Consider the following 14285-nt stretch of genomic DNA (forward strand, 5'->3'; position numbering starts at 1 on the left):
GCGCCTCCCGAACACCACGTAGCATCGGCGCATGGCCATCGACGTGACAGTGCTGCGCGTATTCACCGCCCCCGACGGCAAGTTCGGCAATCCCCTGGGCGTGGTGGATGCCAGCACGGTGGGGCCCGGCGACCACCAGCGCATCGCCACCCAATTGGGTTACAGCGAAACGGTATTCATCGATCTACCGAAAACCGGAACCAGTACCGCCCACGCCCGCATCTATACCCCTGCTACCGAATTGCCCTTTGCCGGGCATCCAACCGTGGGCGCATCGTGGTGGCTGCGGGACCGGGGCACTCCCGTTCATACTTTGCAGGTGCCGGCCGGTGTCGTCCAGATCGCCTACGACGACGAACTGACGTCCGTGAGTGCACGTTCGGAATGGGCGCCGGAGTTCGCGATCCACGAGCTCGAGTCGACCGAGGAACTGTTGGCCGCCGACCCGGCCGACTATCCGGACGACGTGAACCACTACCTGTGGACCTGGACCGACCGCGAGCAAGGAGCGCTGCGCTCCAGAATGTTCGCCACCGATCTCGGTGTGGTCGAGGACGAGGCCACGGGCGCCGCGGCGGTGCGTATCACCGACTACCTCAGCCGCGACCTGACGATCGTGCAGGGCAAGGGTTCGCTGATCCAGACGAGGTGGAGCCCCGAAGGCTGGGTTCGCATTTCGGGCCGAGTGGTCGACGACGGCATCAAGCAGATCGATTGACGATCGTCGGTCAGCCCGTGGCGGGCACCTCTCGGTGCGCACGCAGGGCTTCGATCTCCCGCTCGAAGTCTTCGGCCGACGAGAACGACCGGTAGACCGATGCGAAGCGCAGGTAGGCCACCTCGTCGAGCTCGCGAAGCGGCCCCAGGATCGCCAAACCGACTTCATGGCTGGGCACCTCGGGCGAACCGGCGGCCCGCACGGCGTCCTCTACCTGTTGGGCCAACAGGTTCAGCGCATCATCGTCGACCTGTCGCCCCTGGCAGGCCCGGCGCACGCCCTTGACGACCTTCTCTCGGCTGAACGGCTCGGTCACGCCGCTGCGCTTGACCACCGCCAGTACCGCCGTCTCCACCGTGGTGAACCGCCTGCCGCATTCGGGACACGATCTGCGTCGCCGGATGGCCTGACCCTCGTCTGTTTCGCGCGAATCAACCACGCGGGAATCGGGATGACGGCAGAACGGACAGTGCATCACCGCTCCCTCGCCGCGCCGACAATCACGTACCTCGAACCTCTCCGAGCCTACCTGCGCGGCCCCCGCGTGGCCCGGCGCTGGGGAAATCGGCGCGCGGACGGCGCGAGTGCTCATCGGGGCTATTGTGCAAGAACGCCTTTCACCACTCATCGCGCGGCGTCAGCCGACGGGCGCGATGAGCGTCTGGCCGGCGTCGAGCGCCACGGAGTCGAGCTGGTTCAGCTCGCGGATGCGCTCGACCACCTGACCGACAGGGGCGTCGGGCGCGACGCGATGTGCCACGTGCTGCAGCGTCTCACCGGTCTGAACTTGGATCACCGCCAGCCGGTTCGGCACCTCGGCGGTGCTCCCCACGACGCCGCCGAGCTGGGCTACCAGCCCCAACCACACCGTGATCCCCGCGGCGACCAACGCGAGCACCACGGTGGTGAGCGGCGTGATGGGCCGTCTGCGGTGCGACGCCCGCGACATCATCACACCGGTGCCGCGGTAGCGTACCGGCGCCCCGCCGGGCCGGCCCGAGCGCGGCCGCCGTCGCACGTCAGCAGGCCGGGGTCCCGGCCTGACCATCGGCTCCGCCGGGATTTCCCGGGTGTCGAGGATCGTCATCTGCCCGCCTTTCGCTCCGTGATAGCTCCACCATCATTCGCAACTGTGTTCGAACATACTCGCTCATGTGTTCGAGTTATAGAACGTGTGATCGAACTGTTGCGAAACGATAGATCGCCCCTCCGACAACTCGGGCGCGCGCCGGGTCCGTCGCCGGAACCCGGCGCCGATATCCGACACGCCTCGAACACATGTTTGATTATTGAAGCGGGCCCGACTACATTCGGCGCCATGAGCGACGACACGGACAGTGCTGGCAGCACAGGCGGACGCCGAAGTCTCGACACAGGTCTGACCGAGCGTCAGCGCACCATTCTGGATGTCATCCGCGCCTCGGTGACCAGCCGGGGCTATCCACCCAGCATCAGGGAGATCGGCGACGCCGTCGGCCTCACCTCGACATCGTCGGTCGCGCACCAGCTCCGCACACTGGAGCGAAAAGGCTATCTGCGGCGCGATCCCAACCGCCCGCGGGCCGTTGACGTGCGGGGCGCCGACGACGTGGTGACCCCCATCGTCGCCACCGACGTGGCCGGATCCGACACGCTACCCGAACCGACCTTCGTGCCGGTGTTGGGTCGCATTGCGGCGGGTGGGCCGATACTCGCGGAGGAGGCCGTCGAGGACGTCTTTCCGCTGCCGAAGGAGCTGGTCGGCGAGGGATCGTTGTTCCTGCTCAAAGTGGTCGGCGACTCGATGGTCGACGCGGCCATCTGCAACGGGGACTGGGTCGTGGTACGTCAGCAGAACGTGGCCGACAACGGCGACATTGTCGCAGCGATGATCGACGGAGAGGCCACGGTCAAGACATTCAAGCGGACTCGTGGTCAGGTGTGGCTGATGCCGCACAATCCAGCGTTCGAGCCCATCCCGGGTAACGACGCGGCGGTGCTCGGCAAGGTCGTCACCGTCATCCGCAAGATCTAGTCACCGCTGACCTGATCGCCCCGAACAAACCTAATCGCCCCGAACGAAGCCGTTCGTGATCGCGAACTCCTCGCTGGCGAACCAGATCTCGGCGCGCGCGTCGTCGTAGAGCGCGCTGCCGGGCGCCCAGTACAGCCCCGATTTCGTGTCGGCCTTGATGGGATATCCGTCCGGCGCCTGGTTGGGGTCGTCGAGGGGCAGGCGAAGCGCGGTCTGGGCGGGTTCGGGTTCGTCGATCACAATGCGGGCGTGACGGCCGGTGTCGGTCAACGGGTCCCGCTCCGGTCGTGGGCTCGCTCCAAGGCTGATACTCCGGATCGCCTCCGCGATGTCCGTTTCATTTGTCCCGTCCGCAGTATCGAACTCGCTTCTCACGGCCGCGGTATCGAATTCGCTCTCCTCGTCCGCGCTCTGGACGTCCGCGGTCTCGACGTCCGCGCTCTGGACGTCCGCGGCGTCGACGTCCGCGGTCTCGACGTCCGCGCTCTGGACATCCGCGGCGTCGACGTCCGAGGCATCCTTCTCGATCCGCGTTGGCGCGGTATCGACCTTGTCGGGGTCTTCTTCCTCCTCCGTCACCGCACTCTGCGTGGTGTCGGATTCCCCGGTTGCGGTGTCATGGGTGGTGCCCCACGTGCTCACCGGCGACAACGATCCCAGACCTTGTTGGGCGTATCGGTCGCCGAACATCTGGCCGGTCCGATCGTCACGTTCCTCGTTCCCGGGCGCGCCCACCTGGGCGGCGTCGAATGGCTGCGAGTCATCGCGGACCGCTTGCGAATCGCCGGCGCGGCGACGGCGGCGGTGCACCGCGGCCAAGGCCACGAGTCCGACGAGAAGCAGAATCGGCACGATGGCGAGCAACCACCACCAGGTCCAATGAGACGAGTTGTTGCCGTTGTCATTTGCGGCCTGTGCGCCGTTCGTCGCCTTGGGCAGGTCTTGTCCGGGCACGTCCAGCCCGGCCAGTCCGGAGGCCAGGTTGGCGGGTTCCGTGCTGAACTTCTTCGTCGAAGCGTCCCACGAGACCGCACCACCGGCGAACCGCTGGGTGATGACTTCGCCGTTCTCGGTTTGATCGGCCATCGGCACACCGAGGTCACCCGTGGCGCCACCCAGTTTCTGCCAGGCGGCGTTCATGGCCCCACGGACGATGACTGCGCCATAGTCCGGAGTCCAGAAGATCAAGGGCTGGTCCTTGGCCGCGAAGGTGCTGACCCGACTGTTCGGCGCACCGCCGTCCGCCTCGTTGCCGGTGGGGAAGCCCAGGTCGCCTTCCGGGCCCCCGACGCTGTCGTACTTGGCCAGTACCTGCCCGGTCACGACATTGGCGCCGGTCGCCGGACTGTAGAAGATCTTGCCGCCGGCGAAGTTCTGCCCGAATCCGTCGGCCCCGATCTTGTACACCGCGCCGTCCGGTGCGCCCAGCGGGCCGAGCGGTCCGCCGGCCGCACGCCGCGCGGCATTGATGGCAGAGGTCGGGTCTTCCGGAATCGTGAGGTCGGTCAGCTGGCCGCCGAGGTCGGGCGGAACAGTGGTGAACGTCTTCTTTTTCGTGTCATAGGACAACTCGCCACCGGTGAAAGCCTGGCTTACGACGTCGCCGTCATAGGTTTCATCCTCGGCCGGCACGCCGAGTGTGCCGGCGGATCCACCCAGCTTGTCCCAGGCGGCGTTGATGGCACCCCGCACCACGCGGGCTCCGGTGGCCGGGGTCCAGAAGATCACCGGGTTGTCGGCTGCGCTGAACGTGGTGTTGCGGCTGTCGGGGGCCCGCCCCGCACCCTCGTCGATGGTGGGAAAGCCCAGGTCACTGTCGGCGGGCCCGCCCAGCGAATCGAACTTGTCGAGGATCGCGCCGGTCATGATGTGGGCACCGGTCGCCGGGGTGAAGTAAATCTTGCCGCCCGCGAAGTTCTGCCCGAATCCCGGACCGACGGCGTAGACGTCGCCGTCCCTCGGCCCGAGCGGACCGGTGTCACCACCGCCGGCGTCGTAGGCGGCGCTGATCGCGTCGTTGGCGTCGGACTCCGGGGTCGCCGCAGCGACGGGTGACAGCAGCAGTGCCGCCGCGGCCGCCAGTACCCCGATGGCCACGCGACCGAAAACCGTGCTGCGCACGGTCCACTGCCCGCTCATTCGTCCTCCCCGCGTCGGCACAAAATTCCTTGAAAAGTATCGCGCCCGTCAACTGTGCGTCAGCAGACGTCGATAACCAAGGACCATGGCCGTGCCACACAGAGAAAATACCTGGCGGCCCCTAGACACCCATGCTGCGGCCGATGATTTCCTTCATGATCTCGGTCGTGCCGCCGTAGATGGTCTGCACGCGAGAATCGAGATAGGCCCGCGCGACCGGATATTCACGCATGTAACCGTAACCGCCGTGCAGCTGTAGGCAGCGGTCGATCAGAGCGACCTGCTTTTCGGTCGAATACCACTTCGCCATCGCGGCCTGCTCGGCCGTCAGCTTCTCCTCGAGGTGCAATTTGAGGAACTCGTCGACCATGATGCGCACCACGGTGGCCTCGGTCGCGAGTTCGGCCAACAGGAACCGGCTGTTCTGCTGACTGCCGATGGGACGGCCAAATGCCTTGCGTTCCTTCGTGTATTGCAGAGTGGACTTGAGCACCGCCTCCATCGCCGCGGCCGCCATCACGGCGATCCCGATGCGCTCCTGCGGCAGGTTCTGCATCAGGTAGACGAAGCCCTGGCCCTCTTCGCCGAGGAGGTTGTCGGCGGGCACCTTCACGTCGGTGAACGACAATTCGGCGGTGTCCTGCGCATCGAGGCCGATCTTGTCGAGTTTGCGGCCGCGCTCGAAGCCCTCCATGCCACGCTCGACGACCAGCAGTGAAAAGCCCAGTGCGCCCTTGTCCGGGTCGGTTCGGGCGACCACGATCACCAGATCGGCGTTGATACCGTTGGTGATGAACGTCTTCGCGCCGTTGAGGATGTAGTAGTCACCGTCCTTGACGGCCCGGGTCTTGATGCCCTGCAGGTCACTGCCCGTTCCGGGCTCGGTCATGGCGATCGCTGTGATGATTTCTCCGGTGCAGAACTGCGGAAGCCACCGCTGCTTCTGCTCGTCGGTGGCCAACCGCAGCAGATACGGGGCGACCACGTCGTTGTGCAGGCCGAAGCCGATGCCGCTGTAGCGCCCGGCGGTGGTCTCCTCGGTGACGATCACGTTGTAGCGGAAGTCGGGATTGCCACCGCCGCCGTACTCCTCCGGCACGGCCATGCCCAAGAAGCCCTGCTTGCCCGCCTCCAACCAGACGCCGCGGTCGACGATCTTCTCCTCTTCCCACTGGTCGTGGTACGGCGCCACGTGCCGATCCAGGAATGCGCGATAGGACTCGCGGAACAGATTGTGCTCGGGCTCGAACAGGGTGCGGTCGTACTTGACGACATCGCCCATTGGGCTGACCTCCGTGACTGGTACGGGCTGTTACCGACAAAATACCCCATCCAACCGGATGGTTGGTTGACCGAAGGCGGTGTCTCCGGGCCCTTAGACTCGGGCCATGGCCTCGGCTCCGATCAGCCTCACGCACTGGGGCGCGTTCAGCGCGGGCATGGAGGCCGGTGACATCGCCTCGGTCGAGCCCCTCGAGGGTGATGTCGACCCGTCGCCGCTGCTGGGAAATCTGGTGGGTTCGCTCCGGAACTCCGCGCGTGTCGCGGGCCCTGCGGTCCGGCGGGGCTGGCTGCATGACGGTCCGGGACCCAGCGCAAGACGGGGCGCCGACGAATTCGTCGCGGTGTCGTGGGACGAACTCACCGAGCTGCTGGCCGACGAGCTCCGGCGGGTCATCGACGTCCACGGCAACGAGGCGATCTACGGCGGCTCGTACGGCTGGGCCAGCGCCGGCCGCTTCCACCACGCCCAGAGCCAGATTCACCGCTTCCTCAAACTGCTTGGCGGATACACCTTTTCCCGCCACTCCTACAGCCTCGGCGCGACCGGTGTGATCATGCCGCGAGTGGTCGGCACGCATGATGACCTGTTCAAGCGATCCACCCAGTGGGAGGTCATCGTCGAGCACACCGATCTGCTGGTGTGTTTCGGCGGGATGGCCATGAAGAACACCGGGACGAATCACGGCGGCACCACCGCGCATCCGGCTCGCGATGCCTTGCGCCGGTTCCGCGCCCGCGGCGGCCGGGTCGTGTCGTTCTCCCCGTTGCGTGACGACGCGGATGGTGACAGCGATTGGCACGCACCGGTACCCGGCACCGACGTGGCGATCATGCTCGCGCTCGCGCATGTACTGGCCACCGAATCGCTGGCCGACCGCGAGTTCCTCCGCACCTACTGCACGGGTTACGAGCGGTTCGAGCGCTATCTGCTCGGTACCGACGACGGCGTGCCCAAATCGCCGCAGTGGGCCTCGGCGATCTGCGGGCTGGCGGCCGACGATCTCACCGCGCTGGCCCGGCGGATGGCGGCCGGGCGCACCATCGTCACGGTCAGCTGGTCGCTGCAGCGGACCAGGCACGGCGAGCAGGCCCCCTGGATGGGGCTCACGCTGGCGGCGATGCTGGGTCAGATCGGCCTTCCCGGAGGTGGTTTCGGACATGGCTACGGCTCGATGAACGAACCGGGGCTGCCGCCGCTGCGCTGTTCGTTGCCGTCGCTGCCGCAGGGGCTCAACCCCGTCCGGACGTTCATCCCCGTCGCAGCGGTCAGCCACATGCTGCTGCACCCCGGTCAGCCATTCGACTTCAACGGCCGGCAGTTGACGTATCCCGAGATCAAATTGGTCTACTGGGCCGGCGGGAATCCGTTTCACCACCACCAGAACATCGCGCGGCTGCGCCGGGCCCTGGGGCGGGTGGACACCGTCGTCGTTCACGACCCGTACTGGACGGCGATGGCCAAGCACGCCGACATCGTGGTGCCGTCGACGACGGCGTTCGAGCGCGACGACTTCTCCGGCTCCCGCAACGACCCGCTTCTGGTGGCCATGCCGCAACTGGCCGAACCGTATGCGCAGTCCCGCGATGATTACGCAACGTTCACCGCCGTAGCGGGGCGGTTGGGGTTCGCCGAGAAATTCACCGAGGGCCGCACCGCCCGACAGTGGCTGACCCATATGTACGACAAGTGGGCCGCGGGACTGGATTTCACGGTACCGACCTTCGACGAATTCTGGCAACGGGGCAGGCTGCAGCTACCCACCGAGACGGGCCTGACATTGCTCGGCGACTTCCGCGCTGACCCCAAGACCCATCGGCTGGGCACACCGAGCGGTCTCATCGAGATCTTCTCGCGGGAGATCGACGGGTTCCGGTACGACGACTGCGCGGGCCACCCCAAGTGGTACGAACCCACCGAATGGCTGGGCGGTGCCCGGGCGGCCGACTATCCGCTGCATCTGCTGGCCAATCAGCCCGCATCGCGGTTGCACAGTCAGCTCGACGGTGGCGCCACTAGTCAGGCCTCCAAAGTACAAGGGCGCGAACCTATCCGGATGAATCCGGCCGATGCCGACGCGCGCGGGCTGGTCGACGGCGACGTGGTGCGGGTATTCAACGACCGCGGCGCCTGCCTGGCCGGCCTGGTGGTCGATGACCGTGTGCGTCCCAAGGTGGTACAGCTGTCGACCGGGGCATGGTTCGACCCGCTCGACCCCGCGGACCCGGATGCGATGTGCGTGCACGGCAACCCGAACGTGCTGACCGAGGACGTCGGCACGTCATCGCTGGCGCGCGGCTGCACCGGCGCGCATGTGCTGGTGCAGATCGAGAAGTTCGATGGTCCGCTGCCCCCGGTGCGGGCGCACGAGCCGCCGGTGATCACGCCGCGCCGGTAGAGAGATGACCGAATCGCTCACTGTCGAAGAACGCGGGCGGCCGATAACCTTCACGCTCGACGACATGATGCGCTACCACGGGGGTCACTCACCCGCCGGCGTGGCGATGGCGTTCAAGGTCCTGGAACGCGCCTTCGCGTCCCTCTCCCCCGACGGGCCACCGGATCGCCGCTCGATCACCGTGCGCACGGCGTTCCGCGGGCCCGGCGCGCGAGACGGCTTCGAGGCGGTCACGCGCGCGGTCAGCGACGGGCGATATGTCGTCGACCGTTCGCTGGTCCGCTCCGATCGCGGACGGCTGCTGGAGGACTTCGTTTTCGTCGTCACCATCGGCAGGCAGACCGCGACGCTTCTGCTCCGCGACGGGTTCGTCACCGACGAGTTCGTCGACCTGGCCCGGACCGAGAAACGCAGCGGCCGGCAGGAGTCGCGGCTCGACGAGCTGAAAGCGCATCTGGCGCAGCGAGTGATGGCCGCGCCCGCAGCCGACGTCTACGACGTCGGCTGAAATCGCGCTAATGCGCAGCGGACTGCTTGGCCCTTGGGCGTCGGCCGCCGTTGTCACCTCGGCGGTTGGCGCCGTGCCGGGCGGCGTTCGGCTGCCCCTGGCCCTGGCCTTGACCCCGGCCCGACGAACCGCGGCGACGGCGCTGGTGTCCATCGGCCGGCCGGGCCGGCGGGGCCGACTTCGGTGCGGGCGCGCGGTACGGCGCGACTTCACCGACGAGTGTGCGCACCACGTCCGAGTCGGCCGCAACCTGTTGCGGTTGTGCGGTGATGCCCGCGCGCCGCAGCAGCTGTTGGGTGTCACGGCGCTGTTCGGGCAGCACCACGGTCACCACATCACCCGCGCTGCCGGCCCTCGCGGTGCGGCCGGACCGGTGTAGATATGCCTTGTGCTCCATCGGCGGATCGACGTGGACTACGAGTTCGACCTCGTCGACGTGCACCCCGCGGGCGGCGATGTCCGTCGCGACCAGCACCCGGGCCTCGCCCGCGCTGAACGCGGCGAGGTTGCGATCGCGCGCAGGCTGCGACAGGTTGCCGTGCAGATCGACCGACGGCACTCCTGATTCGGTGAGCTGCTTGGCCAGCTTGCGCGCCTGATGCTTGGTGCGCATGAAGAGGATTCGACGTCCGCTCCCGGATGCCAGCGCCTGCACGAGGTCCTTCTTGGCGGCCGCGCCCGCGACGTGGAACACGTGGTGGGTCATCGCCGGCGGCGGCGCGCTGATCTCGTCGACGGAGTGCAGGACCTCGTTGCGCAGGAAGCGGCGGACCAGCTTGTCCACGCCGTTGTCGAGGGTCGCGGAGAACAGGAGCCGCTGACCGCCGGCCGGTGTGGCCGCCAGAATCCGGGTGACGCCGGGCAGGAAACCGAGGTCGGCCATGTGGTCGGCCTCGTCGAGCACGGTGATCTCGATGGCGTCGAGGCTGATGTGGCGCTGCTTCATCAGGTCTTCCAGCCGGCCTGGACACGCCACGACGATGTCCACACCCGCCCTCAGCGCGGTCACCTGCCTGCCCTGCGGCACACCACCGAAGATGGTGGCCACCTTCAGCCCGTAGGGCGCCGCGAGCGGTTCGAGCACCGCGGTGATCTGGGTGGCCAGTTCGCGAGTCGGCGCCAGCACCAACCCGGCTGGGTGTGACGGGCGTCTCTTCGCGTCGGACAGCCGGCTGACCAGCGGGATGGAGAATGCCAGTGTCTTGCCGCTGCCGGTCTTTCCTCGGCCGAGTACGTCACGACCGGCGAGGCTGTCGGAAAGCGTTGCCGCCTGAATCGGGAACGGGCTGGTGATGCCCTGGCTTTCGAGGACTCTCCGGAGAGGGTCTCGTACACCGAGGTCGGTGAAGGATGTGTCCGAGGTCACGTTTTACTGCCTTTCAGGCATGGGGGTGTGGGCCGCGCTAACCGCCAGGCGGAGTGCTGCAGGCACACAGTTACGATTTTGCCGGTCGGCAAGATCGATCGCCGCGAAGAGAGTCCTTGTGGCTGATCGTGGCTGTGATGTGTTGGCGTCATTCCCCGACGCGCAACGCTCGCTGCCAAGGATACCGCACCCGAGGCCCGATCTCGGCCACCGCCGTCAGAACGTGGCGTACGTCTCTGCCGCGGGCCGGGATGAATTCGGCTTGTGCCGGCCTCCGAGCCACTTCCTCGCTGACGACGGCGTGAGCGGAAGGCGTTGAGCGACAATGCCGCTGGGAGTGCGGCGACGAACGCAGTCGGTTCGGCTGGAGGGCAGGATCTAGTGGTGTGTCCTGCTTTTAGCTGACTTTTTCGAGTGTGATCCGGCCGCGTGCGACTTTGGCCAGGATGGACTCGGCGGTGGCGGTCCACACGTAGGGTTTGGGGTCGTTGTTGTGGGCGTCGATGTATTCCTGGATGGAGGCGACGAGGTCCGGCACTGAGTGGAAGACCCCGCGCCGCAACGCTTTGTCGGTCAGTTCCCGGAACCAGCGTTCGACGAGGTTGAGCCAGGACGACGATGTCGGGGTGAAGTGGAGGTGGAACCGGGGGTGTTTATCCAGCCACTGGCGGACATCGTCGTGGGTGTGGGTGGCGTAGTTGTCCAGGATCAGGTGGATCTGCAGGTCCTTGGGGACCTGCCGGTCGATGCTCTTGAGGAATTTCAACCATTCCTGATGCCGGTGCCGGGGCATGCACTGGCTGATGATCATGCCGGTCAGCACGTTCAGAGCGGCGAACAGGGTGGTGGTGCCGTGGCGCTTGTAGTCGTGGGTCATCGTCTCGCCCCGCCCCTTGACCATCGGCAGCGATGCCTGGGTGCGGTCGAGCGCCTGCACCGAGGACTTCTCATCGGCGCACAAGACGATGGCCTTCTCGGGGGGATTCAGATAGAGCCCCACGACATCGACCAGCTTCTCCTCGAAGTTCGGATCGTTGGACAGCTTGAACGTCTCGACCCGGTGCGGTTTGAGGCCCCGGGCCGACCACACCTGCTGCACAGTCGATTTCGACACCCCGGTAGCCGCGGCCATGGTCCGGCAGCTCCAATGGGTTTCGCCCTCGGGACGGTAGTTCAGTGTCAGATCCACGATCTCATCGATCTTGTCCTGGGGGATCGTCTTCTTGCGACCCCGGCCCTCGCGGACTTGGGCGAACTTGACCAGCCCCTCCTCGGCGAACCGGGCGCGCCAGCTGCTGACCGACCCCGGCGACACCGACAACGATTCCGCGATCGCCGTGTTCGCCCGACCGTCGGCCGCCATCAACAACGCCCGCGCGCGGACCACCTCGCGATGCGGCGCGGACTGCGACCGCGCCACCGACTCGAGAACCTCACGCTGCCCTGTAGACACCGACAGAGCCGGAACGGGTTGCCTCATGGCGTGAAGCCTACCAAGGAATCATCAATTAATTACAGGACACACCACTAGTACGTCGCGAACTCGCGCAGGTTGGCCGCGAGCGCAATGGGCACCCTCGCCTTGATCCTGGTGCCGTCGGCGGTGTGCTCGGTGGCGTCGACACGGCCGTCCGCGTGCACGCGGTTGACCAGATCGCCGCGGTCATAAGGGATCGTCACGTCGACCATGGTGTCGGTGGGGGTGATCATCTCGGCCATTCGCTGCTGCAGTCGATCCAGTCCCTCACCGGTATAGGCAGATACGAACACCGCGTCGGGCAGCGCCGTCCGCAGCTGCGCCAAGGCCAGAGCATCGGCGGCGTCAACCTTGTTGACCACCAACAATTCTGGGACCGGCTTGCTATCCTGTTCGGAGATCACCTCGTTGACCACCTGCCGCACCGCCGTGATCTGCGCCAGCGGGTTGGCATCGGAACCGTCGACCACATGCACCAGCAGATCAGCCCCCACCACCTCTTCCAGGGTGGACCGGAATGCCTCGACCAACTGAGTGGGCAGGTGCCGCACGAATCCCACCGTGTCGGTCAGCACGAACGGCCTGCTGTCGGCGAATTCGCCGCGGCGCGTTGTCGGTTCGAGCGTGGCGAACAGCGCGTTCTCGACCAGGACTCCTGCGCCGGTCAGTGCGTTCAACAGACTGGACTTACCGGCGTTGGTGTAGCCGACGATCGCGATCGAGGGAATCTCGCTGCGCCTGCGCCCACCCCGCTGCGTGTCGCGAATCTTCTTCATGTCCTTGATGTCGCGACGCAGCCTGGACATCCGTTCGCGGATGCGGCGCCGGTCGGTCTCGATCTTCGTCTCGCCAGGTCCGCGGGTGCCCACCCCGCCCCCCGCCCCGCCGGCCCGTCCACCGGCCTGCCGCGACATGGATTCGCCCCAACCACGCAACCGGGGCAGCATGTACTCCATCTGCGCGTAGGCCACCTGGGCCTTGCCTTCCCGGCTGGTGGCGTGCTGGGCAAAGATGTCGAGGATCAGCGCGGTCCGGTCGATGACCTTGACCTTGACCGCCTTCTCCAACGCGTTGAGTTGCGCCGGGCTGAGTTCACCGTCGCAGATGACGGTGTCGGCACCGGTGGCGACGACGATCTCGCGCAGTTCCTGCGCCTTGCCCGAGCCGATATATGTCGACGGGTCGGGCTTGTCACGGCGCTGGATGAGGCCTTCGAGCACTTCGGACCCGGCGGTCTCGGCGAGCGCGGCCAGCTCGGCAAGGCTGGCGTCGGCGTCGGCGGCGCTGCCGTCTGTCCACACACCGACGAGCACCACACGTTCCAGCCGCAGCTGGCGATACTCGACCTCGGAGACATCGGCGAGTTCGGTCGACAAACTGCCCACGCGGCGCAGCGCCGTGCGGTCCTCGAGGGCGAGTTCACCCACGCTGGGGGTGTTGAGCGGAAATTCAGGATGAGTCATAAGCGATTACAGATTTGCACGGCTATGTCGCTCGCGCATCTGAATTAACGTTGCGCACCCTGCCACCATTCCTCAGAGATCTGGCCTTGGGCGACCAGTACCGACGGCCCGCGCAGGAAGCTGGACGCGTCGGTGACCGCGACGGTGACCTTGCCGCCGGGAATCCGCACGTCGAGCCTGCCCGTGGTGACCCCGCCGAACGCCAGCGCGGCGACCGTGGCCGCGACGGTCCCGGTGCCGCAGGAGAGGGTCTCGCCAACACCCCGCTCGTGTACCCGCATCGTGACCTCGCCATCCCGAGGCGCGGTCAGCACCTCGATGTTCACTCCCTCGGGGAACTGTGAGCGGTCGAACCCCACCGGTGCGGCGACATCCAGGCTCGCGAGTTCGTCGCTGGTCATGACGGGGTCCACGCAGGCAAGGTGGGGATTGCCGACGTCGATCGCCAGACCCGCGAACGGCCTGCCGCCGACGATCGCCTCCCCCGTGCCGAGTTGACTGACCTTGCCCATCTCGACCGTGACGTCCGCGGTGCTGGTGTCCCAGGCGTGCAGCACCACCGGCCGCGGCCCGGCCAGGGATCCGACGACGAACTCATCGCGACTCTCCAGCCCGCTGACGCGCAGGTAGTGCGCGAACACCCGCACGCCGTTGCCGCACATCTGGGCGATCGAACCGTCGGCGTTGCGGTAGTCCATGTACCAATCGCCCGACTGGACACCTTCGGGCAGCCGGTCGAACACACCGGCCGCCTGCGCCGCCGCGGCGGTGGTCACCCGCAGGACGCCATCGGCTCCCAGGCCCCGGCGCCGGTCGCACAGCGCGACCACCGCGGGCGGCGTCAGGGTCAGCCGTCCGTCCGGGTCGGGCAGCAGCACGAAATCGTTCTGCGTGCCGTGACCTTTGGCGAACTTCACCAG

At 66.8% G+C, this 14285-nt stretch carries 12 protein-coding genes; 4 read left to right on the top strand and 8 right to left on the bottom strand.

What is annotated here, in order from left to right; all coding sequences use genetic code 11:
• The first annotated feature begins 31 nt into the window (after nucleotides 1-31).
• Nucleotides 32-718 (top strand): PhzF family phenazine biosynthesis protein, encoded by a 687-nt coding sequence (locus ACVWWN_RS27715; RefSeq protein WP_457146715.1) that lies wholly within the window; start codon nucleotides 32-34, stop codon nucleotides 716-718.
• Nucleotides 719-728: 10 nt separating this feature from the next.
• Here the strand turns inward: ACVWWN_RS27715 and nrdR are convergent, their stop codons facing one another.
• Both nrdR and ACVWWN_RS27725 read right to left on the bottom strand, forming a co-directional pair.
• On the bottom strand, nucleotides 729-1193 hold the full coding sequence (nrdR, locus tag ACVWWN_RS27720; protein WP_457149306.1) for a transcriptional regulator NrdR: 465 nt from the start codon (nucleotides 1191-1193) through the stop codon (nucleotides 729-731).
• 162 nt (nucleotides 1194-1355) lie between these two features.
• A complete protein-coding gene (locus ACVWWN_RS27725) occupies nucleotides 1356-1805 on the bottom strand; it encodes a LysM peptidoglycan-binding domain-containing protein (RefSeq protein ID WP_457146716.1) in 450 nt (149 codons plus the stop codon).
• Nucleotides 1806-2036: 231 nt separating this feature from the next.
• Between ACVWWN_RS27725 and lexA the strand changes: the two genes are divergently transcribed.
• A complete protein-coding gene (gene lexA, locus ACVWWN_RS27730) occupies nucleotides 2037-2732 on the top strand; it encodes a transcriptional repressor LexA (protein ID WP_457146717.1) in 696 nt (231 codons plus the stop codon).
• A 30-nt stretch (nucleotides 2733-2762) separates the two neighbouring features.
• Here lexA and ACVWWN_RS27735 read toward each other — a convergent pair whose 3' ends face one another.
• On the bottom strand, nucleotides 2763-4871 hold the full coding sequence (locus tag ACVWWN_RS27735) for an LGFP repeat-containing protein (RefSeq protein WP_457146718.1): 2109 nt from the start codon (nucleotides 4869-4871) through the stop codon (nucleotides 2763-2765).
• A 121-nt stretch (nucleotides 4872-4992) separates the two neighbouring features.
• A complete protein-coding gene (locus ACVWWN_RS27740) occupies nucleotides 4993-6153 on the bottom strand; it encodes an acyl-CoA dehydrogenase family protein (RefSeq protein ID WP_457146719.1) in 1161 nt (386 codons plus the stop codon).
• Between the two features lie 106 nt (nucleotides 6154-6259).
• On the opposite strand from ACVWWN_RS27740, the gene ACVWWN_RS27745 reads away from it, so the two are divergent.
• Both ACVWWN_RS27745 and ACVWWN_RS27750 read left to right on the top strand, forming a co-directional pair.
• Nucleotides 6260-8551, top strand: a complete 2292-nt coding sequence (locus tag ACVWWN_RS27745) for a molybdopterin-dependent oxidoreductase (RefSeq protein WP_457146720.1) — start codon at nucleotides 6260-6262, stop codon at nucleotides 8549-8551.
• A gap of 4 nt (nucleotides 8552-8555) precedes the next feature.
• Entirely contained in the window at nucleotides 8556-9059 is a 504-nt protein-coding gene (locus ACVWWN_RS27750; protein ID WP_457146721.1) for a hypothetical protein, read from the top strand.
• Nucleotides 9060-9066: 7 nt separating this feature from the next.
• Here the strand turns inward: ACVWWN_RS27750 and ACVWWN_RS27755 are convergent, their stop codons facing one another.
• The 4 genes from ACVWWN_RS27755 to dapF form a co-directional block, all read right to left on the bottom strand.
• Nucleotides 9067-10425, bottom strand: a complete 1359-nt coding sequence (locus tag ACVWWN_RS27755; protein WP_457146722.1) for a DEAD/DEAH box helicase — start codon at nucleotides 10423-10425, stop codon at nucleotides 9067-9069.
• Nucleotides 10426-10822: 397 nt separating this feature from the next.
• A complete protein-coding gene (locus ACVWWN_RS27760) occupies nucleotides 10823-11905 on the bottom strand; it encodes an IS630 family transposase (protein WP_457142590.1) in 1083 nt (360 codons plus the stop codon).
• A gap of 47 nt (nucleotides 11906-11952) precedes the next feature.
• The gene (gene hflX / locus ACVWWN_RS27765) at nucleotides 11953-13365 is read right to left on the bottom strand and encodes a GTPase HflX (protein ID WP_457146723.1); all 1413 of its coding nucleotides are present in this window, start codon (nucleotides 13363-13365) and stop codon (nucleotides 11953-11955) included.
• Nucleotides 13366-13409: 44 nt separating this feature from the next.
• On the bottom strand, nucleotides 13410-14282 hold the full coding sequence (dapF, locus tag ACVWWN_RS27770) for a diaminopimelate epimerase (RefSeq protein ID WP_457146724.1): 873 nt from the start codon (nucleotides 14280-14282) through the stop codon (nucleotides 13410-13412).
• Between the last annotated feature and the right edge of the window lie 3 nt (nucleotides 14283-14285).

This window comes from Mycobacterium sp. URHB0021 (assembly GCF_054057895.1).

Coding starts and splice junctions, on each gene's coding strand:
- ACVWWN_RS27715 (WP_457146715.1), top strand. CDS start 32: ATGGCCATCGACGTGACAGTGCTGCGCGTATTCACCGCCCCCGACGGC.
- nrdR (WP_457149306.1), bottom strand. CDS start 1,193: ATGCACTGTCCGTTCTGCCGTCATCCCGATTCCCGCGTGGTTGATTCG.
- ACVWWN_RS27725 (WP_457146716.1), bottom strand. CDS start 1,805: ATGACGATCCTCGACACCCGGGAAATCCCGGCGGAGCCGATGGTCAGG.
- lexA (WP_457146717.1), top strand. CDS start 2,037: ATGAGCGACGACACGGACAGTGCTGGCAGCACAGGCGGACGCCGAAGT.
- ACVWWN_RS27735 (WP_457146718.1), bottom strand. CDS start 4,871: ATGAGCGGGCAGTGGACCGTGCGCAGCACGGTTTTCGGTCGCGTGGCC.
- ACVWWN_RS27740 (WP_457146719.1), bottom strand. CDS start 6,153: ATGGGCGATGTCGTCAAGTACGACCGCACCCTGTTCGAGCCCGAGCAC.
- ACVWWN_RS27745 (WP_457146720.1), top strand. CDS start 6,260: ATGGCCTCGGCTCCGATCAGCCTCACGCACTGGGGCGCGTTCAGCGCG.
- ACVWWN_RS27750 (WP_457146721.1), top strand. CDS start 8,556: ATGACCGAATCGCTCACTGTCGAAGAACGCGGGCGGCCGATAACCTTC.
- ACVWWN_RS27760 (WP_457142590.1), bottom strand. CDS start 11,905: ATGAGGCAACCCGTTCCGGCTCTGTCGGTGTCTACAGGGCAGCGTGAG.
- hflX (WP_457146723.1), bottom strand. CDS start 13,365: ATGACTCATCCTGAATTTCCGCTCAACACCCCCAGCGTGGGTGAACTC.